The sequence below is a fragment of the Methanolobus sp. ZRKC3 genome (genome assembly GCF_045291275.1).
Lineage (GTDB): Archaea > Halobacteriota > Methanosarcinia > Methanosarcinales > Methanosarcinaceae > Methanolobus.
On sequence record NZ_CP146982.1, the window covers coordinates 2046481 to 2069226 of the forward strand.

Here is a 22746-nt window from a genome sequence, read left to right on the forward strand (position 1 = left end):
TTTTGATCTTTTGAATTTCCTTTTTATTACCGACGGATGATATTTTCAAAACTGCTCCAAATCCAAAACCCTAATATATAGATATACCTTTAGGATTAGCAATGACCACTAACATCGCAGTACTTGTTTCAGGCAGAGGCTCAAACCTGCAATCCATCATCGATAATATTGAAAATGGCTACATTCAGAATGCTCAAATAACTGTTGTTGTCAGTGATGTATCGGATGCATATGCCCTGGAACGTGCCAGAGAGCATGGCATAACCGATGTTTACATTGACCCCTCTGATTTTGAAAGTAAAAAGGAATATGAACTGGAAGTCCTGGAGATCCTGAAGGACCATGGAGCGGACATGATACTTCTCGCAGGATATATGCGTTTGCTGGGGAAGACCATCATTGAAGCATATAGCAATAGGATAATCAATATCCATCCTGCACTGCTTCCTGCCTTCAAGGGACTGCATGCACAGGAACAGGCATTTGAATACGGAGTGAAGGTCGCCGGATGCACAGTCCATTTTGTGGATGAGGGCATGGATACAGGACCTATAATCATCCAGAAATGTGTACCAGTACTTGATGACGACACTGCTGATTCACTGTCAGCACGTATTCTTGAGCAGGAGCATAAGATATTCCCTGAAGCTGTGAAGCTTTTCACAGAGGGTAAACTTAAAGTGGAAGGCAGGATTGTAGTACACGCATAGATTAACGTTTACATTGGATCATAATTTTAAATAAAAATATTTATTCATACTAATTTAATGGTTGATAATATGTCTCATATTTTAGAAGTTGACCCAGATATTGCAGAGGCACTCAGGCTGGAAGCAAATCGTCAGGACTATAAACTGAATCTTATTGCATCGGAGAACTACACAAGCCGTGCGGTCATGGAAGCGCAGGGCTCTGTCATGACAAACAAATACGCAGAAGGATATTCCGGAAAGCGTTACTACGGTGGTTGTGAATTTGTGGATATTGCAGAAGACCTTGCCATTGAAAGGGCAAAGGAGATCTTCGGTGCTGACCACATAAACGTTCAGCCACACTCAGGCTCCGGCGCCAATATGGCATGCTACTTCTCTGTCCTCAAGCCAGGGGACACCATCATGTCCATGGACCTCACCCACGGCGGACACCTTTCACATGGAAGCCCCGTAAACTTTGCAGGACAGCTCTACAATATCATACCATATGGTGTTGACAAGGAAACCGAGGCACTTGATTACGATGCACTCATGGAAATGGCAAAAGAGAACAAGCCAAAAATGATAGTCTGTGGAGCATCCGCATACTCCAGAACCATCGATTTCAAGAGATTCAGGGAAATCGCAGATGAAGTAGGAGCATACCTCCTGGCTGATATCGCTCACATTGCAGGACTTGTTGCAGCCGGTGCACACCCAAGCCCTGTTCCATACGCTGATTTTGTGACAACAACAACCCACAAGACCCTCAGAGGTCCAAGGGGTGGAATGGTCATGTGCAAGGAAGACTTTGCAAAGGATGTCAATAAGGCAGTATTCCCCGGACTTCAGGGCGGACCCCTCATGCACGTGATAGCTGCAAAGGCAGTTGCATTCAAGGAAGCACTTGGAGATGCGTTCAAACAGGACCAGTTCCAGACAGTTAAGAATGCAAAGGTACTTTCAGATGAACTTGCAAGCAGGGGATTCGATATCGTATCCGGCGGCACTGACAACCACGTGATGCTTATCAACCTGAACAAATTCGATATCACAGGAAAGGAAGCAGAAGCAGGAATGAGCAAATCAGGTATTGTGCTCAACAAGAACACCGTTCCTTTCGAAACAAGAAGCCCATTCATTACAAGTGGCATCAGGATAGGAACTCCTGCACCTTCTACCCGTGGTATGAAGGAAAGCGAGATGAAAGATATAGCAGAATACATTGAGACAGTAATCAATAATCTCAACGATGAAACCGTACTTCATGGAGTAAGCTCAGACGTTGAGCAGCTCTGCAGCAGGTTCCCGGTTTACAGACAATAAGAATATCAAGGTCTGTACAAGAGATACAGAAACATCGGGTGTTTATAATGGCAGAAGAGAACTACGATTCCAGAAGGATTGACGGAAGGGCACTGGCAAAGAAGGTCGAGGCAGAAGTAAAGCAGGGAATTGACAAGCTCAGGGAAGATAAGGGCGTAACCCCAGGTCTTGCCACCATACTTGTTGGAGATGACCCTGCTTCAAAGATGTATGTCCGGATGAAACACAAGGCATGTGAGAGGGTAGGCATTCATGCTGAAGACCAAAATCTGTCTGAGTCCATCAGTCAGGAAGAACTCATGGAAACCATTGCCAAACTCAATGGCAGGGATGACATTCATGGGATCCTGCTCCAGTTACCATTACCAAAACACCTTGATGATAAAGCTGCAATGCTTTCCATAGATCCTGCAAAAGATGCAGACGGATTCCACCCATACAACATGGGAAAACTCCTGATCGGCGAGGAAGGTCTGGTCCCCTGTACACCAAAGGGTGTCATCAGGGCGCTGGAAGAGTACAATGTTGAGATACAGGGCAAGCATGCTGTGATCGTAGGACACAGCAATGTTGTGGGAAAACCCATGGCAGCTATGCTTTTGAACAGGAATGCAACAATTTCTGTATGCCATGTATTCACCGATGACCTGAAAAAGTTCACCCTGGATGCAGATATCCTGGTCGTAGGAACTGGTGTCAAGCACCTGATCAAAGCAGATATGGTCAAGGAAGGTGCCGTGATATTCGATGCGGGCATCTCCGAAGAAGATGGTAAGGTCTATGGAGATGTTGATTTTGATAATGTAATCAAGAAGGCATCACTCATCACCCCGGTACCCGGTGGAGTAGGACCCATGACCATTGCAATACTCATGGAGCATGTACTGACTGCAGCAATGAATGCATGATCAGTCATTTATTTTTTAAATGAGAAGCTTTTTCTATTTTTATCTGAATAATCTTTACTGGTAGAACGATGGTTGTTGACGTTGATATATGCGGCCTTAAGGTAGGCGATGAGCACCCTGTGAGATTGATGGGTGTTATAAACCTGAGCCGCGAATCTTTTTACAAAGGATCTGTGGTCAGTACCGATTCACTTCTGGATGTAGCCCAGAGGATGGTAGATGATGGTGCAAGCATCCTCGATATAGGTGCACGCTCCACCTGGCCCCTTGCAAGTCCTGTTATCAGAGAGGACGAGGAATTGCAACGCCTTATTCCTGCATTGGATATCCTAAAGGACAATGTAGATGCACTCATCTCCGTGGATACGGTATATTCAAATATAGCCGATGAGGGCCTGAAACACGGTGCTGACATCATCAATGATGTTTCCGGATTTACAACGGATGAGAGAATGTTTGATGTTATGAAGGAACATGATTGTCCTGCCGTTGTCATGGCATCTGAAAAAATACCAGGTGACCCCATAGGCATGGATGCAATCATGGGCTCTCTTGCCAGGATCATTGCAAAGGCAGAAGCCAGGGACATTGATACGAATAAACTGATACTCGATCCGGCCATAGGCAAATGGATAGCTGAGAAGGACCCCATTTACGATTTTGAGACCATTGAGCAGTTCGAGAGCTTTAAAGTGTTCGAAAAACCAATCCTTGCAGCTGTTTCACGCAAATCATGCATCGATGCAGTGCTACACAAACCTGCAGATGAGAGGCTCTATGGAAGCCTGGCTGCCACTGCCATTGTGGTGCAGAAGGGAGCACATATAATAAGGACACATGACATCCCCGAAACCAGAGATGTAGTGGAAGTGGCAAGAGCCATGCGAAAGAGGCAGCCCTTCACAAGATCAGGTGATTTCGAGGTGTCCATGATAGACATAATACACCCGGATGATGCCGAGTATTTCATGAAGAGCATAGGTGTCACCGGCACCGGTGCAAAAGTAATGAAAAAGAAGACCGTGAGCAAGGTCATACGCATCAGCAACATCACCACAACCGAGGCCCTGATTATCAAACAGGAGATCCTGGCACGGGGTGGAGATGCAGCCCTTGAACGTGATGCTGTGTCCCACGAGACCGAAAAGACCGATGTCATCGTTTTCGGAACCCTGCTACAACTTGAAAGACTTGCAAAAAAGCTAGTATGTCAGGCACGTAACCTGCCCCACATCGCAGAGATGATAGCAGAAGTACTGCAACAGGAAATGGATGTGGAATACAGGTACAAGAGGGAACTATGATAATCTCGTCCGCAAAGTCCTTTGAAGAGATAATGGAACTGCTAAAGGGCGAAGATGATATTTTCATAGTCGGATGTAATGCCTGTGCTGCAAAACTCCACCTTGGAGGAGAAGAGGATGTACTGCGAATGCACAAGCAGCTTGAGAAAGCAGGAAAGCATGTTGTGGGCTGGGTCATACCAAGTGCAGCATGCAGTGTAGCATCCTTTGAATCCCTGGTTGGAAAAAATCCTGCCATAAAAGAGGCTAGATCAATCCTTGTAATGGCATGTGGCAGTGGAGTTTCTGTTGTATCATCTGTTGCAGGTGTTCCGGTCTACCCATCCAACAACACCGAATCCCTTGGCGGAAGGTCACATGGTAAAGTACTTGGAGATCTCTGTGCCATGTGCGGAAGCTGTGGTGTCCACGATTTCGGAGGCATCTGCCCCAAGGGTCAGTGTCCGAAGCAATTGCTAAACGGCCCATGCGGCGGTTCCATGAATGGAAAGTGCGAAGTCGACCCGGAGAAGGATTGTGTCTGGGCACTCATCTACACCAGACTGGAAAAGATTGACAGGCTCGATCTTCTGGAAAAGATATGGGGCTGCGAGGAAACTGTGGACGAATCATGAATACAGGACCACTATTGTTTACCGTTGCTCTCCTCACGATCATATCATTGTATCCCTTTTACCTTAAGAAGTACAAAAGCCACAAATACAAAGGTTTTTGGAAATACATGGGTGACATTAATAGAACGCCTGGAAGAGCTATCCATTACCCGCTTGCATATTTGATTGCTTATTTGATTGTTGACTTAATTTACATAACATATATTCAATAACTAACACTTTTAGATTTTCCAAATTGACTCTTTTTTGAAAATTGCAACTGTGCTTTCCAGTTGGATGATTTGGCCATAAACATTTAATAATTTGAAGATATTTTGATATTGCATAAACTTATTAAAGAAGATACTATGATTGCATGAATTCTGAGTGATGACCAGATAACTGAAAGAGATAGCTGAAATGAATATGCAACCTGAGCTGAAACTGAATATTCGTGTGGACATCCCAAAAGATACTAGCATAGCAAAGATTATTTTACCCACAGGAATAGCAACATTCATATTGCTTATCATGGGTTTTTTCTCCCCTGTTTTTGAGATACTAACATATATTGCATGGTATCTGGGCGTTACAGCAATTATTTCACAGGACCGCACTACCATAGAGATCTTAGCTGATATGATCATCATTCACAGACGCTTTTTCGGACCAGTCATAATAAATAAGAAGGATATAACAAAAATTCATAGCAAACAGAGATCCCATCATAAGTATCGGGGGGTTTGGTACCTTATTATGCTGATTATAGCAGGCTATTTTATTCAAGATGTCTTTTATGGCATTCAAAAATACCAGATGCTGCAAGCTCCATTAGAAGCGTCGATTTATTTAATACTCGCAAAATTCATGAGTTTGTACCTTATCCTTGTACTTTTCTTCAATCTGGAAAGAAGGCTTGAGCACCCCACTTTACTAGCAGTGGAGACAAATAACCTTCATTTTGGATTTTATCCCGATAAACCGGATGAGCTTCAGAAAATATTCACCAATAAAGCACAGGAGAGTTTTTGATTTGCCACAGAAAGATGAGAATACATCTAAGAAAGCTATTCAGAATCAATCCGGCCACATTGAGAAAATGAGTATCCCCATACAAATGATAGACTTACGCTCATTAGCAATGATCATTGGTCTTGTAATCATATGGTTTATCTCATCTTTCATTGATCACCTGTACAGAACTGTCTGGACCTATCTGGGTTTTGCCCTGTTTACTCTTGCAATATTGGTATTGCTTTTTTTGCTGAGCAGCAGGAAAATATCAATCGGTTATGGAAGCTTCCAGATGAATAATCCCATTTTGGGAAAAACGATACTATCAAAGGACAGGATTCAGAAGGTAACTTATATTGACAACAGCAACTACAAGCATAGGAATATCCAATATATCGTAATAGGCATAGCCACTCTGGTAATCTGGGCCATACAAATCTCTAGTATGTATGGATCCATCAGTAAATATGGATTTGAAGATGGAACGAATCTTTTTAGCCAATTTTCATGATACTGGTGTTTGCCTTCCTTTTCTACCGATTTTACAGTTGTTCCAGGTATCAAAAAGCCATCAAGATAGATATTAAACCGGGAGAGATAACACTTTTTCCAGAAAGTGAAGCAAAATATCAGCTTTTAAAAGAGAAACTCAACCTCCTGTGCTGCGATGATTTTAAAAGCCAGACTCGCATATAATCCCCCGATGTCCCGGACCTTCAAAGACAAACTCGAATCCAATGCTTTTCTAATCACTTCAGAGGTCAGCCCACCCAAGGGAACAAGCTTAAACGAAGTTCTTGCAGATGCGGAACTTATCAGGGGCTGGGTTGATGCTCTCAATGTCACGGATAACCAGCGAGCTGTAATGCGCATGAGCCCGCTTGCTGTTAGCAGGGCACTGCTGGATGCAGGACATGAGGTCATCATGCAGCTTACATGCAGGGACAGGAACCGGCTTGCACTGCAATCTGACCTGCTGGGAGCCTATGCAATGGGCATCAGAAATATATGCGTGATGACAGGAGACTACACCACAAAGGGTGACCATCCGAAAGCGAAGCCGGTCTATGATCTGGATTCGGTACAACTGCTGAGAATCGTGCAGAAGATGCAGGAAGGTTATGACCTTGCAGGCAATGCGCTTGAGAATCCGCCTGATTTTGTGGTGGGAGCCGTATCCAATACCGACCCATCCAATCCTATGCAGATGATCAAGTTCAGGAAGAAGGCAACTATGGGACTTGACTTCATACAGACCCAGGCTGTCTATGATACCGAGCAATTCAAAGGATTCATGGATATTGCAGATGAGATACAGATGCCTGTAATAGCTGGAATCATACCACTCAAGTCCGCAAAGATGGCAGATTTCATGAATAATAATGTTCCCGGCATCAATGTTACAACTGATATAATGGAAAGGATGGAAGCTGCTGAGGAGCCCATGGAAGAGGGGCTTGAGATAGCTGCAGAGACCATCGGGGAACTTAAGGGACTCTGTCGCGGAGTACATATCATGCCAATTGGCAAACACACTAACACAGCAAAATTACTGGAAATGGCTGGAATAGGAAAGAATAACCCATGATAAAAACGCAGATAGATCATGCAAGGGAAGGCACCCTCACAGCAGAGATGCAATACGTTGCAAAGGCTGAGGGTCTGGATGAAGAACTCGTACTTGAGAGAGTGAAAGAAGGCAGCCTTGTCATCATGACAAGAAAGGAATGCCCACCTGTTGCAATAGGCAAGGGTGCAAGCACCAAGATAAACGTGAATCTCGGGACGTCCTCTGCATGCATTGACACCGATGACGAGATGGAAAAGGTAAAGGTTGCAGAAAAATGTGGGGCAGCCACCATCACCGACCTGTCCATGGGAGGCGATATATCGGCAATACGCAGGATGGTCTTTGAGAACACAGAACTTCCCATAACCACGGTACCCATCTACCAGACCATTGTTGAGAAGGGAATGGACGGTGCAACTGTGGATGAGCTCATGCATTACATCAAAAAACATATTGATGAGGGTGTAAGTTCCATCCTGCTCCACTGTGTTGAAAGGAAAATGCTTGAGAATCTCAAAGGAACAGGGCGGGTCATGGGTATGGTCTCAAAGGGCGGGTCCTTTACCAGCAGTTTCATGTTGCTAAATGATTGCGAGAACCCCTTCATTGAGAATTTCGATGAGATCATGGACATGTTCAGGGAAAACGATGTTGTGCTTTCCCTTGGAAATACCATGCGGAGCGGATGCGTACACGACCTGAAGGATAATGTCCAAAGCATGGAGATCGAAATCAATGCAATGCTTGCCAGAAGAGCGAATAAGATGGGAGTGCAGGTCATCATCAACGGCATGGGAGGACATATACAGGCAAATGATATCCCCGCCAGTGTCAGATTATACAAGGATAAAGCCGATTTCCCACTCTTTGTTGCAGGACCGCTACCAACAGATATTGCCGTGGGCTACGACCACATTGCAGGAGCCATAGGTGCAAGCATGGCAAGTGGTGCCGGTGCTGACTATCTATGTTATATCACCCCGGCTGAACATCTTTCACTTCCAAACCCGGAACAGGTAAAGGAAGGACTTATTGCTTTTAAGATAGCGGCACACATTGGAGATTCCATGAAATACGGGCTAAGTGACAGAGACCTTGTGCTTGCACAGAAGAGAGCTGAGTTCGACTGGACAGGACAGGCAGAGGTTGCCATCGACCCTGACAGGACGGTGCAGATGTGTCCTGATGAAGGACCATGCTCCATGTGCGGAGATTACTGTGCCATCAAGATCATGAAAGGATACCTCACAGGAGAGGAGTGAATGCAGGCTAAAGCACCTTCTCTTCAGATGTTCGGGATAAGAACAGCTTTGATAAATCCTGGCGACAACATTACAAAGGTAGTTCTTGATGCCATGGAAGAGATTGAACTCACTTTTCAGGACAATGATGTCCTCATCCTTGCAGAGTCACCTGTGGCTACCGCTGAGAACAGACTTGTGGATCTGAATAAAGTAGAAACCAGTGAAAAAGCCAGAGAACTTGCAGAAAAATACAAGCTTGACCCCAGGGAAATGGAACTCATCCTCGCCGAATGTGATGAGATATTCGGAGGAGTTCCCGGTGCAGCACTCACCATCACAAAGGGAACGCTTGCTCCCAACGCAGGTATCGATGCATCCAACGCCCCCAAAGACCACGTTGTCCTGCTTCCCGAGGATGCACAGAGAAGTGCTGCCACAATCCGCAGGGAAATAGAAGAGCAATGCAACTGCCACATAGGAGTGATCGTGGGCGATAGTCGCACCCAACCCTTAAGACTTGGTTGTGTCGGGATAGCCCTTGGCACATCAGGCATCATTCCAGTAGAGGATGCCAGGGGTACACTGGACCTTTTTGGCAAGGAGATGACCATAACCCGCAAAGCCGTTGCCGATAATCTGGTATCTGCAGCACAACTACTCATGGGCGAGGCAGGGGAGAGCGTGCCTGCTGTACTGGTGCGAGGTGCTCCTGTGCAGATCATAGATGAATCCGTGGAAATGCCACTGTTCACACCTCAAGAGTGCATGTATTACAGTAATATAAGAAAGAATTAGAGAATTATAAGGGTTTGAATAGCCCTCATTTTTTACTATGGATATTGTTCCCTTTTGAATCTTTTTCTTGCACCCACATTCGGGGTCAATAGATGCCAACCTTCCATTTTTGTAGTATTTAAGAATTACTTCCACAATACAACCATGACTGTGTAAGTTAATATATATTGATAATAATTATATATTAACTGGCCGTTTGGTTTTTATTCATACTGTTACACACAAAGCACAATTTGCTTGTGAACAGAGAATTTCTTCATGCTAAAGAATATTAATGGGGCTTGAAATGGGAGATACATTACTGGAATCAATTACTTCCATCATAACAATATGTGTGACCTTATACCTCTGGACATATGGTCGGAGGCACAGGGACGTATCCACAAAGGGCTGGACAATTATCTTAGTGGGATTTACTTTAATGACTCTTGGATATACGGTGGACACCTTTGGTGACTTCTGGCCTTTAAGCGTATACGTAGACGATACAGTATTTGAAGATTTATTAGAGAAAATACTTGGAGAGATATTGGCATTGTCACTTTTGGGTCTTGGACTGATTAAGTGGATGCCTGCCCTGGCAAATGTTGATGATCTGAAAAGAGAGAACAATGAACGCAAAAATGCAGAGAAGGAACTCTCCAAGAACAACTCACTGCTTTCCGGACTGCTGAGTTCAATTCCTGATGCAATATCTTTCAAAGATAAGAACGGTACTTACCTTGGCTGCAACCCTGCCTTTGCCAAACTCCTGGGCAATTCTGAGGAAATGATAAAAGGCAAAACTGACAGGGAACTTTTCTCTGGTGAAAGAACAGCTCTGTTCCGGAAGCAGGACCTATGATACGTGTGGAAGTAGCCGACACAGGCATAGGGATATCCAGAGAGGATCAGGAACTCTTGTTCCAGCCTTTCGTACAGATAGAATCTGCCCTGAACCGCAATCATGAAGGAACAGGTTTGGGATTATCCATTGTCAAGAACTATCTGGATATGCACAATGGAAAAATTTGGGTTGAGAGTGAACTTGGAAAAGGATCCACATTCATATTTGAGATACCCATTGAAGCTAATATAAGATCTGAAATGAGTTTTTCCATAAGCAATAACGTAGTGGCAAGTTGATATTCAACTTGCACCATTTCATTATATCGAACTATTTTTGCCAGTAAATACAGTAAATGCTGTTGCAGAGAAAGAATGAGATTTGAAAAAGAATCACTCATTCTCTTCAAGTTCCAGAGACTTCAATACCATGTGATATTCACTTACGGGCATCCTTGAATAGAATGCTCTTTTTATCACTTCACTCATTGAAGGATGAATGTCCATGGCATGCATTATAGGATGAGCAGCCTGGTCCTCTGTGTACATGACAGGAATTATCTCGTGTATCAGTATGGAGGCGTGTGGGCCAATTATGTGAGCACCGAGTATCTTCTGCGTCTCAGACTCAAGGATTATCTTCACAAATTCCTCATCTAGTTCCATTGCAATACCTTTGCCGGTATCATGGAAACGGTAGAATCCAATAATGATGTTCTCTTCACCATACTGTTCTATTGCCTGACGTTCTGTCATACCCACACCAGCAATCTCAGGATAACAGAAAACCGCATGTGGAACCGCATGATAGTCAGGATTTACATCTTCTTTCAGAACTGCATTGTAGTAAACAATAGTTGATTCGTGATTACCCACATGCTTGAAGAGATATTTGCCTATGGCATCCCCAAATGCCCATACATTTTTGCTGGATGTTTCCAGATGCTCATTGACCTTTATCCAGCCGTGTTCATCTGTTTCAATGCCACCAAGCTCCGGCTTGAGAATATCGGAATTTGAGCTTCTGCCTGTGGCAACGAGTATCTCATCAGCCACTACTTCTATTTCCTCATCGTTTGACCGGTTCCTTGCAATTACCTTCTTGCCGCCTTCTGAGGATATCACTTCAAGAACTTCCTGATCAGTGAGGATATCCATGTACTCTGACATCATTTTCTTTGCAAGGGTCGATATCTCAGGCTCCTCGCTTGAAATGAACTGAGGATTCCTTCCGAGTATAGTTACTTTTGAGCCCATGGCAGAGAAGAAATGACCGTATTCAGCAGCAATGTAGCCCCCACCTATTATCACAAGGCTTTTTGGAAGTTTATCCATTGCAAGCACCGTATCACTGGTGAGATAAGCGGCTTCTTCCAGACCCTTTATTGGTGGGATCATGGGTTTTGAACCGGCGCTGAGAAATATCATTTTCGAACTGATGGTCTCCGTACCTACATTGAGAGTGTAAGGTGATACGAATTCAGCCGCTTCATTATAGAAATCGATTCGAGGATTGTGTGAAAGGCTATGCCTTATACCCTCGATATCTTCGGATATGGAAGAGCGCATGTGTTCCATTACTACATTGAAATCTATATCTTCGATCTTGGTAGTTATCCCAAACTTCGAAGCTCTGCCGATATCCCTCACAAGTTCTGCTGGATAGAGAAGGAGTTTTGATGGAATGCAGCCACGGGTCAGACAGATTCCCCCGGGATCATCCTTGTCAATAACAGCAACCTTCATATCCGAGTCTGCTTCCATCATTGAGCCAACGTAGTTCATCCCGGAACCTGAACCAATAACAATAAGACCATATTCTTTCATCTGTGAACCCCACTGTATCATTTTTCTATGAATAATAGATGATATTGAAGTGTTATAACTGTTGTTGGCTTAGAAGAGATAGCCAATGAGATAAGCAAGGGAACCAAATTGCATTATACCCAGTGTCTTTTTCCTCAGGGCCAGGATATTATCCTTTGAACTGTCCAGGATCAACGACCTTGAAACAAGAATATACAGCATCATAGGTATCAGTATCAACAACAGGAAGAGATTATCCTGATAAAGGGCAGGGTCGACCCTGATGAAAAACGGAAGTGAGTCAAGTATCATTACTATTGCATAGAAAAATACAGATGATAAAGCTGCTATTTTCGGAGAGAACTTACCGGCAATTGTCTGTACGCCGAATTTTTGATCCCCCGCTACATCTCTTATGTCTATCATTATTTCAAAAGCCAGGCCAACAATAAAACCCATTATCGCATAGTACAGTATCAAAGGTTCAATGATGGAATCAGATACAATGGTGCCTGCTATTATTGTGGCAAAGAAACTGTAGGCTATGAGGATATTCTTTATCAGGAACAATTTTTTCATGTAATAACTATACAGGAAGAAGACAATTGCATTGAAGCTAAGGAAGATGAAGAAGATGAAATTTAACCTTATGGCCACGACCAAAGATAAAGAAAAACACAGCATTGCCACATGTAAGGCTGTTCTTCTTCCGACATTACCCTGCACAATAGGCCTATCAGTCCTTTTGTTAAATCTGTCTATATCGTGGTCAAAATAGTCATTGATGGAAAATGAGCCCATCCCGAGAAGAACTATCGATATAGATGCAAAAAGATAATCTGTCAGATACCCTGCAAAATCAGCGGATAGAATTCCTGATAGGATGATAGTGAATGCTCCGAAAAGAGAATTCCAGAAACGCGTCAGGGATAAAAATGAAGGAATTGAAATAATGGTTTTCAGCCCCCGTTCAATTTATATTTCATCCACTTTCCCTGAAACCAGTGTCATAAGTTCGTCCAGGGTGTTGCACAAGTTCATTTCATCTGCGCTGATGAAAAGCTCCAGTTTTCCGGCTGTTTCAAGGTAGGCACAGGGCAGGTCATCTTTTATTTCACCATACTTATCAAGGAATTCATCCCTGTGCAGGAAATCAGACTGGTACTTCAATTCCGCGATGAATTGCTTCCAATTGTTCTTCATGCCAGTATTGTCATATGTGAGTCCACACAGACGACAATTATAGGTTGACGGAGAAACAATCTTGTGAATATAGTCTGCAGCCATATTCAGAATACCGCTGTTTGCATTATAGACAAATACTATTTTTTTGGAAATGAAATCGCCCCATGAATCTACCATTATAACACCTTATAAAAAGTTGGATGTTGTGGTATTTATAGATAACCCGGATTCAGCGGCAAAATACATGAAAATTATGAAACCTGACTGAAAATATTAAAATAGTAGTCAATACCAATTTTAAATGCATTCTAAAATTGGAATTGCTTTTTGTGTGGGTGATAAATATGTCTGAAAGAAATAATAAACCGGAGCGTGAGCAGCTTGCCACAAGAATTGGTTTCCTGCTGATATCAGCCGGGTGTGCCATTGGTCTTGGAAATATCTGGAGATTTCCATTCATCACTGGAAAATATGGAGGAGGAGCCTTTGTTGCAGTATACCTTGCATTTCTGCTCTTACTTGGACTTCCAATCCTTGTTATGGAATATTCCATAGGTAGGGCAGGAAGGTTGAATATAGCCGGTTCCATGAAAAAGCTGGAAAAGCCAGGGACTAAATGGCATGTTTTCGGTTATCTTGCTATACTTGGAAATGTTCTGCTGATGATGTTCTATACAACAGTTGCAGGATGGGGGTTTGCTTATATTTACTATACGATCACAGGCAGGTTCAATGGACTGAGTCCTGATGGTATTGATGCATTTTTCGGGGCCTTCCTGCAGAATACACCTGCAATCGTTTTCTGGATGACTGTTGTTGTAGTATTGGGATTCTGGATATGCTCAAAAGGATTGCAGGCAGGCGTTGAAAGGTTTGGAAAAACACTAATGTCTGGCCTTTTTATTATTCTAATAGCACTCGTCATACGCTCAGTCACACTGCCCGGGGCTGCTGCTGGAATTGACTTCTATCTGAGACCGGACTTTTCCATGCTGGATTGGGAAGCTGTTTATGCAGCAATGGGTCAGGCATTTTTCACCCTGAGCATAGGCATTGGAAGTATGGCCATCTTTGGCAGCTATATCGGGAAAGAGAAACGTCTGACAGGAGAATCCATCAATGTTGTAGCACTGGATACGTCAATAGCCTTGCTTGCAGGACTTGTGATATTCCCCGCAGCCTTTGCGTTCGGAGTTGATGCAGGATCCGGACCGGGACTCATCTTTGTCACGTTGCCAAATATATTCAATCAGATGGCAGGCGGACAGATATGGGGATCATTGTTCTTTATTTTCCTTTCCTTTGCAGCCATGACAACTGCAATAGCTGTTTTTGAGAATATCATGGCATTTACCATTGATGAATGGGGATGGGGGAGAAAGAAAGCTGCAACTATCAATTCTGTTGCAATATTCATACTATCCCTGCCCTGTGCCTTGAGTTTCGGTCCCCTAAGCTGGATACAGCCATTTGGACCCGGAACCGGAATACTTGATCTTGAGGACTTCATATTCAGTAACAATATCCTACCCATAGGTGCCCTTTCCTTTGTACTGTTCTGCACCTACAAATTCGGATGGGGATGGGATAAATTCATGGAAGAGGCTAATTTAGGAGAAGGCGTGAAATTCCCAGGTTGGATCAGACCCTATGTGACCTTCGTACTGCCTCTTGTGATAATCATTGTACTGGTGAAGGGATGGATCTAGACCCTGCAAACATTTTAAAAAATAAACAAGGGTCCATGGACCCTTTTTCTAATAAAAGAGAAACACATTCAGTGAATTATTTGCAAGCCATATAGCATCTTTTGAGTATATTAGTATTCAGATAATAGTCATTAGCAGAAGTATCCAATCTAAAATTATCGTAACTCAAAAAATGCATATGACTGGATGTCAATAAAGAAGTAAAACTCAGGCATGCAAATATCAGAAAAAGTTAAGAATAGTAAGTGAGATGGCAGCGATCCAGAGTTCCCGAAGACTCTCATACTTCAGTACAGTAAGGAACGCTGGCGGACTTATCTTCTGTGTTCGGGATGGGTACAGGAATTGCCCCGCCGCTATGGCCGCCAAACTCACTCACAGTGAATTCAATGAAGGTAAAGCCAAGATCCGGATTCGAACCGGAATGGTATCGCTCTGCAGGCGATTGCGTAGCCGCTCCGCCATCTTGGCATAAGATAAGCATCCCTCTGAAGTGAGCATTGTATTTATACTTTACTAAAACAAAGCAGAAGCAGCTTTTCAGTGGTAGAGATGATGAATATCGAGAACAAATAAAAGTAGAACTCAGGCATGTAAATATCAGAAAAAAATAGTTAAGAATAGCAAGTGAGATGGCAGCGATCCAGAGTTCCCGAAGACTCTCATACTTCAGTACAGTAAGGAACGCTGGCGGACTTATCTTCTGTGTTCGGGATGGGTACAGGAATTGCCCCGCCGCTATGGCCGCCAAACTCACTCACGATGAATTTGATGAAAAGGACGTGTATAATAATCATGCATATATCAGATTTCGCCTGGACAAAGCAAGGTAGAGAGGCACGGATGGTTAGTAGCCGTGGACTGAACACCTCGTTGCCTTGGTGCGTACATCCCGACTCTATCAAACCGGTCTTCTACCGGAATCCTTAACGTAGTCTCTTTTTAGGTCAGATTTCGAGCTTAGATGCATTCAGCTCTTATTCCTTAGCGCGTAGCTACTCGGCAATGCCTTGTCAGACAACCGATCGACCAGTGGCGCCGCTACTCTGTTCCTCTCGTACTAAAAGTAGCTTACCCTCAGACCACATACACCTCTAGTAGATAGTAACCGACCTGTCTCACGACGGTCTAAACCCAGCTCACGATCTCCTTTAATAGGCGAACAACCTCACCCTTGGCTGCTGCTGCACAGCCAGGATGGAAAGAACCGACATCGAGGTAGCAAGCTGCCGGGTCGATATGTGCTCTTGCCGGCAACGACTCAATTATCCCCGGGGTAACTTTTCTGTCATTTTTGACTCGCACCAAGCGAGTACAAAAGTTCGCTAGAACCGACTTTCGTCTCGTCATCCACTACTGTGCTGAATAACGTCAGGCTGACTTATGCTCTTGCACTCTTCAGTGGGTTTCCGACCCACTTGAGTCAACCATTGCGCGCCCTTGATATCTTTTCAAGGGCGTCCCGCCCCAGGCAAACTGCCCACCTATCGGGGTCCTCTTCACAGAGTTAGGGTCGTAATTTTGGAAGGGTAGTGTCCCAATGACGACTCCAGTGATGCTGGCGCACCACCTTCGATGTCTCCTACCTACACTGTACATCCAAAATCACAACCCAGCGACAGGCTGCAGTAAAGCTCCACGGGGTCTTCACTTCCCCCTAGAGGTCTCTAGACTCTGCACTAGAATGTAAGCTTCACCGGACTCTGGTTAGGGACAGTAGAGCTCTCATTGATCCATTCATGCAAGTCGCCAATTAAGCGACAAGGTACTACGCTACCTTAAGAGGGTCATAGTTACCCCCGCTGTTTACAGGCCCTTCGTTCCGTTGAAACAGAGTTTCAGGTACCTGCACTGAGCAGGATTCAGAGATCGTACTAGTCCTTACGGATTTGCGATCTCCTATGTTGATATTAGACAGTTAGAGCTCTCTTGTCACTGCGACCTGCTGTCTTCACAGCAGGCACTCCTTCTCCCGAAGTTACGGAGCTAATTTGCCGAATTCCCTTAACCAAATTTTTCCGACACGCCTTAGCCTTTTCAGCTAGGGGCACCTGTGTCAGTTCTCGGTACGGACTCATAACTTCCTTTTCACGGGTTCCCGGGTGAAGCTGACTTTCGCCATAACACATTCCCCCGCTTCTCGCCATTACGGCTCTCCACGGGATTCGGTGCTTAGACGGCGCGACGGCGCCGCTCAGCCTGCCCAAAAACGTCAGTTTTATTGTCATGAGGTACAGGAATATTAACCTGTTTCCCTTTCGGCGTACTCGAATTACGGTACGTCTTAGGACCGACTAACCCTCGGCTGACGATCATTGCCGAGGAAACCTAGCCCCTTCGGCGGATGGGATTCTCACCCATCTATGCTGTTACTATTACCAGGATTTTCGTTTCCGCACGGTCCACAGGACTTCACAGCCCTGCTTCTGCCCGAACGCAACGCCTTCCTACGAGATTACCTTGCGGTACTCCGTGGTATCGGTGGTCGACTTGAGCCCCGTCCATTTTCGGGGCCCCAAACCTCGACTGGTGGGCTGTTACGCACTCTTTAAAGGATAGCTGCTTCTAAGCTAACCTTCCAGCTGTCTAGGGCTTAGGACGCCCTTTAGTATTAACACTTAGTCGACACTGAGGGACCTTAACCACGGGCTGGGTTGTCTCCCTTACGGACTACAAGCTTACCCCAGTAGTCCGGACTCCAACTTTCTTCGACGACGGTGAGTTTGGAGTTTGACAAGCAGCTGAGGGATTTCTCCCCCGGGACCACCAATCAGTGCTCTACTTCACCGACAATCTCCAGTCAGGTCATGCTACGACATGTTTCGGAAGGAACCAGCTGATGCCGGGTTAGATTAGCCTTTCACTCCGAGACGCAGGTCACACGAATGATTTGCAGATCAATACCGCTTGCGGTCCTCCACGTAGCTTTCGCCACGCTTCAACCTGCCCACGCCTAGATCACCCGGCTTCGGGTCGTATCCTAGTGACTCCACGCACTTGTATACGTCGCGCCTCACCTTGCGGTTGCGCGCATGTTGCTTTCGCTTCGGCTTCCTAAGTAAAAAGTTAGCCATCGCCACTTGAATACACTCCCTGGCCCGTTCTTCAAAACGTAAAATATGACACTGGCAGTGATATTCGTACTGCAGCCTCGCGACTGTTTCCTTCATATCAAAGATCCTTTTATGCCATATTGCTCCATCACCTTCAGGTTTCAGGCACTTTTAACCTCCCTTCTTGGGGTACTTTTCAGTTTTCGGTCACCCTACTAGTTCGCTATCGGTCTCAAGAAGTATTTAGTTTTGGAAGTTGGTGCCTCCCAAATTCACGCGAGAATTCCAACTCACGCTACTCAGGTTACATCCCAGATCCTTCAATTCTTGTCTACGTGACTATCACACTCTATGGTCTAACGTTCCAGAAAAGTTTAACTTGAATTGAGTGGGACCTTTAGGAAAAACCTATAACACCACATCTCCCGCGCATTACTGGCGGGATTCAGTTTGAACTGTGCCGTGTTCATTCGCCATTACTAACGGCATCTCTTCGATTTCTTTTCCTGCCCCTACTAAGATGCTTCAATTCGGGGCGTTCCCGATCATTACTGATCAATGCGCAAAACGCATTAGGAAGACCCATTAGGAGATCCCAGGTTCATAGGTTCCATGCACCTACCCTGGGCTTATCGCAGCTTGGCACGTCCCTCTTCAGCCCTTGAGCCGAGCCATCCACCTGAAGGCATAATTACCAGAGTCCACCTCACTTTGTCCAGTGAGCGTCTGATATATGCATGCTTATACACGATCTCATTGCAACCGACGTGGGTACGCCGATCACTTCATCCTTCCCGGGCAAAGTTACTTGCCTGGTGCACTAGTATGGACTTGCTGGGATTCGAACCCAGGGCCTTCGCCTTGCAAAGGCGACGATCTCCCAACTGATCTACAAGCCCCTTAGGACTATTGTTGTCCCAATTTTGGATTTGGCAGTTTTTCGATTTCTGACCGGTAATGGTGACTGACTTTGTGTCAGTCTGCTTAGGAGGTGATCCAGCCGCAGATTCCCCTACGGCTACCTTGTTACGACTTAACCCCCCTTGCGAAATTTAGGTTCGAACACGGCACAAAATCCGTGCCCTCACCCATACCTCACTCGGGTGGTTTGACGGGCGGTGTGTGCAAGGAGCAGGGACGTATTCACCGCGCTATATTGAAACGCGATTACTACGGATTCCAGCTTCATGAGGGCGAGTTGCAGCCCTCAATTCGAACTAAGGGCGGGTTTATGAGATTACCAACCCCTTTCAGGGTAGGAACCCATTGTCCCGACCATTGTAGCCCGCGTGTAGCCCTGGAGATTCGGGGCATACTGACCTACCGTAGCCCGCACCTTCCTCTGGTTTAGCACCAGCGGTCCCCACAGAGTACCCATCATCCCGAAGGACATGCTGGCAACAGTGGGCACGGGTCTCGCTCGTTGCCTGACTTAACAGGATGCTTCACAGTACGAACTGACGACGGCCATGCACCTCCTCTCAGCGATTCAGGTAAGACCTTTAGCCTGACCTACATATTGCTGTCGCCCCAGGTGAGTTTTCCGGCGTTGAGTCCAATTAAACCGCAGGCTCCACCCGTTGTAGTGCTCCCCCGCCAATTCCTTTAAGTTTCAGCCTTGCGGCCGTACTTCCCAGGTGGCTCGCTTCACGGCTTCCCTGCGGCACCTGAAACGGTCGCACCGTCCCAGACACCTAGCGAGCATCGTTTACGGCTGGGACTACCCGGGTATCTAATCCGGTTCGTGCCCCCAGCTTTCGTCCCTCACCGTCGGACCCGTTCTGGTAAGACGCCTTCGCCACTGGTGGTCCCACAGGGATTACAAGATTTCACTCCTACCCCTGTAGTACCTCTTACCTCTCCCGGTCCCAAGTCTGACAGTATCCCCCAGAAGCCTAACAGTTGAGCTGTCAGATTTCCCGGAAGACTGATCAAACCGGCTACGGACCCTTTAGACCCAATAATAGTGGTCACCACTCGGGCCGCCGGTGTTACCGCGGCGGCTGGCACCGGTCTTGCCCGGCCCTTGCTAACACATGCCGTTTAAACATGTGGACAGCCAACATAAATGCTGGCACTCGGTGTCCCCTTATCGCGGTTTCCCGCATTGTAAAGTTTTCGCGCCTGCTGCGCCCCGTAGGGCCTGGATTCATGTCTCAGAATCCATCTCCGGGCTCTTGCTCTCACAACCCGTACCCGTCGTAGGCTAGTAGGTACATTACACCCACTACTACCTGATAGGCCGCAGATCCATCCTAAGGCGTCGGAACTTTTAACCAAAAAGCATTCCAGCATATCTGGTTTATTCGGTATTATCTCCAGTTTCCCGGAGTTATGCCGAACCTTAGGGCAGGTTATCCACGTGTTACTGAGCAGTTCGCCATGTTCACGAAGAACATTTGACTCGCATGGCTTAATCGCACACCGATAGCAGTGACCTCTGGCAGGATCAACCAGAATTGTTGATCACACACAAATTTAAGTCTACTTCACTTGGAAGTCTTTAAAGAATCGATCGGAAAAACTCTAAAGAGTTTATTCACTTTGCACATATAGTTTGGCTAATTCTCTATTGATAGTATATTATACACTACCGGTCAGAATTAACCGAACTGCCAAATCCAACGTCAGACAGGAAATAACTCCTGCCTCCACTTATGATTAGAAGACAATAATAAGTCTCTCGCGCTGTGCGAGGACTCCTACAAGGAACCGATGATATATAAACATTCCGAACCAGCGAGATTCGAAGTGTTTCATCAAAGACCTTGGATGAACGTGATTCATGACAAGAAAAAGCTCCTGTCAACGCGCTGTTTACGCGGAACCCTACTAATACAGCCATTGCATATAAGGCTTCCGAATCAGGAGAGATTAGAAGCGAATATGTGCCGTTAATAGAGAGCTGATATTGAGGGAATCCATTGAACTCCATCAAGCTTTCACAATAAGACTGTATTACGCAAGCAATACCTGCATAGATCAGCTCAGTGAGAGCACCCTCTGAAGGAGAGGAACCTATAAAAAGCTTATGTGGATACTCTGATCTGAATTACAAACTTACAGCAAAAATCCTTTTTGTTAACAGTACTTATTTATATTATTACAGACAAGCCAAAACGATTATCATGAATCCAACTGTACAACTGAGGGATCGCTTTTTACGGCGATGAATCCCTCGTAGGCAAGCACAAGACTATTTTTGACACAACACTGCGCGATGGTGAACAGACACCAGGCGTATCTCTTACAAACGAACAGAAACTCAAGATTGCAAGACAACTTGACAAACTTGGCGTTGATGTTATCGAAGCTGGTTTTCCCATTTCATCAGAGGGTGAAAAGCAAAATGTAAGAGCTATTGCCAACGAAGGGCTCAGTCTTGATGTCTGTGGTCTTGCCCGCGTCCTTCGTAAAGATCTGGACGCCTGCATAGATTGTGATGTCGATATGATACACACATTTGTATCAACATCAGACATACAGAGAATACACACCATCAAAAAGAGCAGGGAAGAAGTAACTGCAATGGCAATTGATGCCATCGAGTACATCAAGGAACACGGCGCAAAATGCATGTTCTCCGCAATGGATGCAACAAGAACTGACCTTGACTACCTTATAGATATCTATAAGGACGTCGAAAAGGCCGGATGTGACATCATCAATGTACCCGACACAGTAGGAATTATGTCACCTTCCGGGATGTACCAGCTCATCAAAAACATCAATAGTGAAGTGAATATCCCTATTGATGTACACTGCCACAATGATTTTGGAATTGCTGTGGGCAACAGTCTTATGGCAACGGAAGCAGGAGCAAGCCAGGTGCAGGTTACAGTAAACGGCATTGGAGAACGCGCTGGTAATGCAAACCTTGCAGAAGTGGTCATGTGCCTGCATTCCATATACGGAGCAAAAACAAACATCAAAACAGAATACCTACTTGAAACATCAAAGATGGTAGAGAACTTCACAGGTGTGCACTTCCCGCCAAATACACCAATTGTAGGCGATAATGCATTTGCCCATGAATCAGGCATCCACACACATGGAGTACTCGAGAAATCCGATACATTCGAGCCAGGTATCATGACTCCTGAAATGGTGGGACACCGCCGTCGCATAGTTATTGGCAAACATGCTGGTAGCCATGCAGTCGAGAAATCCCTGCAGGAGATGGGAATCCAGCCAACTGCGGAGCAGCTGGGAGAGATACTCGTCAAGATAAAGGATATAGCAAACAAGGGCAAGCGCATATGTGATGCTGACCTTTATGCAGTAGCATCCTCTGTGCTTGGCAGGAACCTCGGAAAGGAAACCATCACGCTCAAGGAATTCTCTGTGATGACAGGTAACCTTACAACACCAACTGCAGTCGTCAGGGCTGTTATTGGCGATGAAGAAGTCGTTGCATCGAACTATGGAGTCGGACCCATTGACGCAGCCCTCAAAGCTGTGGAAGACATGATGGGTGGCTACAATAAGATCAAAGTCCGGGATTACAGGCTTGAAGCAATAACCGGCGGAAGCGATGCACTTGCCGAAGTTACCATTTCAGTGGAAGATGAGGAAGGTAGAGTCGTCAATGCACAATCCGCAAGCACAGATATAGCAACAGCATCCGTGGATGCACTCATCACAGCCATCAATATTCTTCTGGAAAAGAAGAAACTCTGGAGTATGCAGTAATATCTTTTAAAAGGGAGGTATACTCCCTTT

The 22746-nt window shown here is 45.3% G+C and carries 18 protein-coding genes, 2 tRNA genes and 4 rRNA genes; 15 read left to right on the plus strand and 9 right to left on the minus strand.

Annotation, left to right across the window (positions count from 1 at the left end; translation table 11 throughout):
* The first annotated feature begins 101 nt into the window (after positions 1–101).
* The 13 genes from purN to V7O66_RS10505 all read left to right on the plus strand — a co-directional run bounded on the left by purN (position 102) and on the right by V7O66_RS10505 (position 10571).
* Positions 102–710, plus strand: a complete 609-nt coding sequence (gene purN, locus V7O66_RS10445; protein ID WP_406660259.1) for a phosphoribosylglycinamide formyltransferase — start codon at positions 102–104, stop codon at positions 708–710.
* A 69-nt stretch (positions 711–779) separates the two neighbouring features.
* Positions 780–2018: a serine hydroxymethyltransferase gene (gene glyA, locus V7O66_RS10450; protein ID WP_406660260.1), complete on the plus strand. Its 1239-nt coding sequence runs from the start codon at positions 780–782 to the stop codon at positions 2016–2018.
* A gap of 47 nt (positions 2019–2065) precedes the next feature.
* Positions 2066–2926: a bifunctional methylenetetrahydrofolate dehydrogenase/methenyltetrahydrofolate cyclohydrolase FolD gene (gene folD / locus V7O66_RS10455; RefSeq protein ID WP_406660261.1), complete on the plus strand. Its 861-nt coding sequence runs from the start codon at positions 2066–2068 to the stop codon at positions 2924–2926.
* A 68-nt stretch (positions 2927–2994) separates the two neighbouring features.
* Positions 2995–4230: a dihydropteroate synthase gene (folP, locus tag V7O66_RS10460; protein WP_406660262.1), complete on the plus strand. Its 1236-nt coding sequence runs from the start codon at positions 2995–2997 to the stop codon at positions 4228–4230.
* The gene (locus V7O66_RS10465; RefSeq protein WP_406660263.1) at positions 4227–4844 is read left to right on the plus strand and encodes a methylenetetrahydrofolate reductase C-terminal domain-containing protein; all 618 of its coding nucleotides are present in this window, start codon (positions 4227–4229) and stop codon (positions 4842–4844) included. Before folP ends, V7O66_RS10465 begins: the two co-directional genes overlap by 4 nt.
* Positions 4841–5056 carry a hypothetical protein gene (locus V7O66_RS10470; RefSeq protein WP_406660264.1) on the plus strand — a complete coding sequence of 72 codons (216 nt, stop codon included), beginning with the start codon at positions 4841–4843 and terminating at the stop codon, positions 5054–5056. The genes V7O66_RS10465 and V7O66_RS10470 overlap by 4 nt, the downstream gene beginning before the upstream one ends.
* Before the next feature lie 223 nt (positions 5057–5279).
* A complete protein-coding gene (locus V7O66_RS10475; RefSeq protein ID WP_406660265.1) occupies positions 5280–5855 on the plus strand; it encodes a hypothetical protein in 576 nt (191 codons plus the stop codon).
* Positions 5809–6348 carry a hypothetical protein gene (locus tag V7O66_RS10480; protein WP_406660266.1) on the plus strand — a complete coding sequence of 180 codons (540 nt, stop codon included), beginning with the start codon at positions 5809–5811 and terminating at the stop codon, positions 6346–6348. The genes V7O66_RS10475 and V7O66_RS10480 overlap by 47 nt, the downstream gene beginning before the upstream one ends.
* Before the next feature lie 192 nt (positions 6349–6540).
* Positions 6541–7425, plus strand: coding sequence for a methylenetetrahydrofolate reductase (locus tag V7O66_RS10485; protein WP_406662632.1), 885 nt, complete (start codon positions 6541–6543; stop codon positions 7423–7425).
* Positions 7422–8669: a phosphomethylpyrimidine synthase ThiC gene (gene thiC / locus V7O66_RS10490; protein WP_406660267.1), complete on the plus strand. Its 1248-nt coding sequence runs from the start codon at positions 7422–7424 to the stop codon at positions 8667–8669. The genes V7O66_RS10485 and thiC overlap by 4 nt, the downstream gene beginning before the upstream one ends.
* Positions 8670–9446: a coenzyme F420-0:L-glutamate ligase gene (cofE, locus tag V7O66_RS10495; protein ID WP_406660268.1), complete on the plus strand. Its 777-nt coding sequence runs from the start codon at positions 8670–8672 to the stop codon at positions 9444–9446.
* 286 nt (positions 9447–9732) lie between these two features.
* Positions 9733–10290 (plus strand): PAS domain-containing protein, encoded by a 558-nt coding sequence (locus V7O66_RS10500; protein ID WP_406660269.1) that lies wholly within the window; start codon positions 9733–9735, stop codon positions 10288–10290.
* Entirely contained in the window at positions 10287–10571 is a 285-nt protein-coding gene (locus tag V7O66_RS10505; RefSeq protein WP_406660270.1) for an ATP-binding protein, read from the plus strand. Before V7O66_RS10500 ends, V7O66_RS10505 begins: the two co-directional genes overlap by 4 nt.
* Positions 10572–10664: 93 nt before the next feature.
* Here the strand turns inward: V7O66_RS10505 and V7O66_RS10510 are convergent, their stop codons facing one another.
* From V7O66_RS10510 to V7O66_RS10520, 3 genes are all read right to left on the minus strand, one after another.
* A complete protein-coding gene (locus V7O66_RS10510) occupies positions 10665–12098 on the minus strand; it encodes a dihydrolipoyl dehydrogenase (RefSeq protein WP_406660271.1) in 1434 nt (477 codons plus the stop codon).
* A 69-nt stretch (positions 12099–12167) separates the two neighbouring features.
* Positions 12168–13052 (minus strand): UbiA family prenyltransferase, encoded by an 885-nt coding sequence (locus V7O66_RS10515; RefSeq protein ID WP_406662634.1) that lies wholly within the window; start codon positions 13050–13052, stop codon positions 12168–12170.
* Positions 13053–13439 carry a hypothetical protein gene (locus V7O66_RS10520; protein ID WP_406660272.1) on the minus strand — a complete coding sequence of 129 codons (387 nt, stop codon included), beginning with the start codon at positions 13437–13439 and terminating at the stop codon, positions 13053–13055. It abuts the gene before it with no gap.
* Positions 13440–13606: 167 nt separating this feature from the next.
* Here V7O66_RS10520 and V7O66_RS10525 point away from each other — a divergent pair, with 167 nt between their 5' ends.
* On the plus strand, positions 13607–14971 hold the full coding sequence (locus V7O66_RS10525; protein WP_406660273.1) for a sodium-dependent transporter: 1365 nt from the start codon (positions 13607–13609) through the stop codon (positions 14969–14971).
* Between the two features lie 248 nt (positions 14972–15219).
* On the opposite strand, the gene rrf (V7O66_RS10530) is transcribed toward V7O66_RS10525, so the two are convergent.
* The 6 genes from rrf (V7O66_RS10530) to V7O66_RS10555 form a co-directional block, all read right to left on the minus strand.
* A 5S ribosomal RNA gene (gene rrf, locus V7O66_RS10530) occupies positions 15220–15341 on the minus strand.
* Positions 15342–15370: 29 nt separating this feature from the next.
* A tRNA-Cys gene (locus tag V7O66_RS10535) sits at positions 15371–15442 on the minus strand.
* Between the two features lie 159 nt (positions 15443–15601).
* Positions 15602–15723, minus strand: a 5S ribosomal RNA gene (rrf, locus tag V7O66_RS10540).
* Between the two features lie 75 nt (positions 15724–15798).
* A 23S ribosomal RNA gene (locus V7O66_RS10545) occupies positions 15799–18727 on the minus strand.
* Between the two features lie 123 nt (positions 18728–18850).
* Positions 18851–18923 (minus strand) — tRNA-Ala (locus V7O66_RS10550).
* 87 nt (positions 18924–19010) lie between these two features.
* Positions 19011–20484: ribosomal RNA gene (locus V7O66_RS10555) — 16S ribosomal RNA — on the minus strand.
* Together the 16S, 23S and 5S rRNA genes with 2 tRNA genes alongside form the textbook arrangement of a ribosomal RNA operon.
* Before the next feature lie 693 nt (positions 20485–21177).
* On the opposite strand from V7O66_RS10555, the gene V7O66_RS10560 reads away from it, so the two are divergent.
* On the plus strand, positions 21178–22716 hold the full coding sequence (locus tag V7O66_RS10560; RefSeq protein WP_406662636.1) for a 2-isopropylmalate synthase: 1539 nt from the start codon (positions 21178–21180) through the stop codon (positions 22714–22716).
* Positions 22717–22746 lie beyond the last annotated feature (30 nt).

Coding starts and splice junctions, on each gene's coding strand:
- folP (WP_406660262.1), top strand. CDS start 2,995: ATGGTTGTTGACGTTGATATATGCGGCCTTAAGGTAGGCGATGAGCAC.
- V7O66_RS10500 (WP_406660269.1), top strand. CDS start 9,733: ATGGGAGATACATTACTGGAATCAATTACTTCCATCATAACAATATGT.
- V7O66_RS10480 (WP_406660266.1), top strand. CDS start 5,809: ATGAGCTTCAGAAAATATTCACCAATAAAGCACAGGAGAGTTTTTGAT.
- V7O66_RS10485 (WP_406662632.1), top strand. CDS start 6,541: ATGTCCCGGACCTTCAAAGACAAACTCGAATCCAATGCTTTTCTAATC.
- V7O66_RS10525 (WP_406660273.1), top strand. CDS start 13,607: ATGTCTGAAAGAAATAATAAACCGGAGCGTGAGCAGCTTGCCACAAGA.
- V7O66_RS10520 (WP_406660272.1), bottom strand. CDS start 13,439: ATGGTAGATTCATGGGGCGATTTCATTTCCAAAAAAATAGTATTTGTC.
- purN (WP_406660259.1), top strand. CDS start 102: ATGACCACTAACATCGCAGTACTTGTTTCAGGCAGAGGCTCAAACCTG.
- glyA (WP_406660260.1), top strand. CDS start 780: ATGTCTCATATTTTAGAAGTTGACCCAGATATTGCAGAGGCACTCAGG.
- V7O66_RS10510 (WP_406660271.1), bottom strand. CDS start 12,098: ATGAAAGAATATGGTCTTATTGTTATTGGTTCAGGTTCCGGGATGAAC.
- V7O66_RS10505 (WP_406660270.1), top strand. CDS start 10,287: ATGATACGTGTGGAAGTAGCCGACACAGGCATAGGGATATCCAGAGAG.
- folD (WP_406660261.1), top strand. CDS start 2,066: ATGGCAGAAGAGAACTACGATTCCAGAAGGATTGACGGAAGGGCACTG.
- V7O66_RS10470 (WP_406660264.1), top strand. CDS start 4,841: ATGAATACAGGACCACTATTGTTTACCGTTGCTCTCCTCACGATCATA.
- cofE (WP_406660268.1), top strand. CDS start 8,670: ATGCAGGCTAAAGCACCTTCTCTTCAGATGTTCGGGATAAGAACAGCT.
- V7O66_RS10465 (WP_406660263.1), top strand. CDS start 4,227: ATGATAATCTCGTCCGCAAAGTCCTTTGAAGAGATAATGGAACTGCTA.
- thiC (WP_406660267.1), top strand. CDS start 7,422: ATGATAAAAACGCAGATAGATCATGCAAGGGAAGGCACCCTCACAGCA.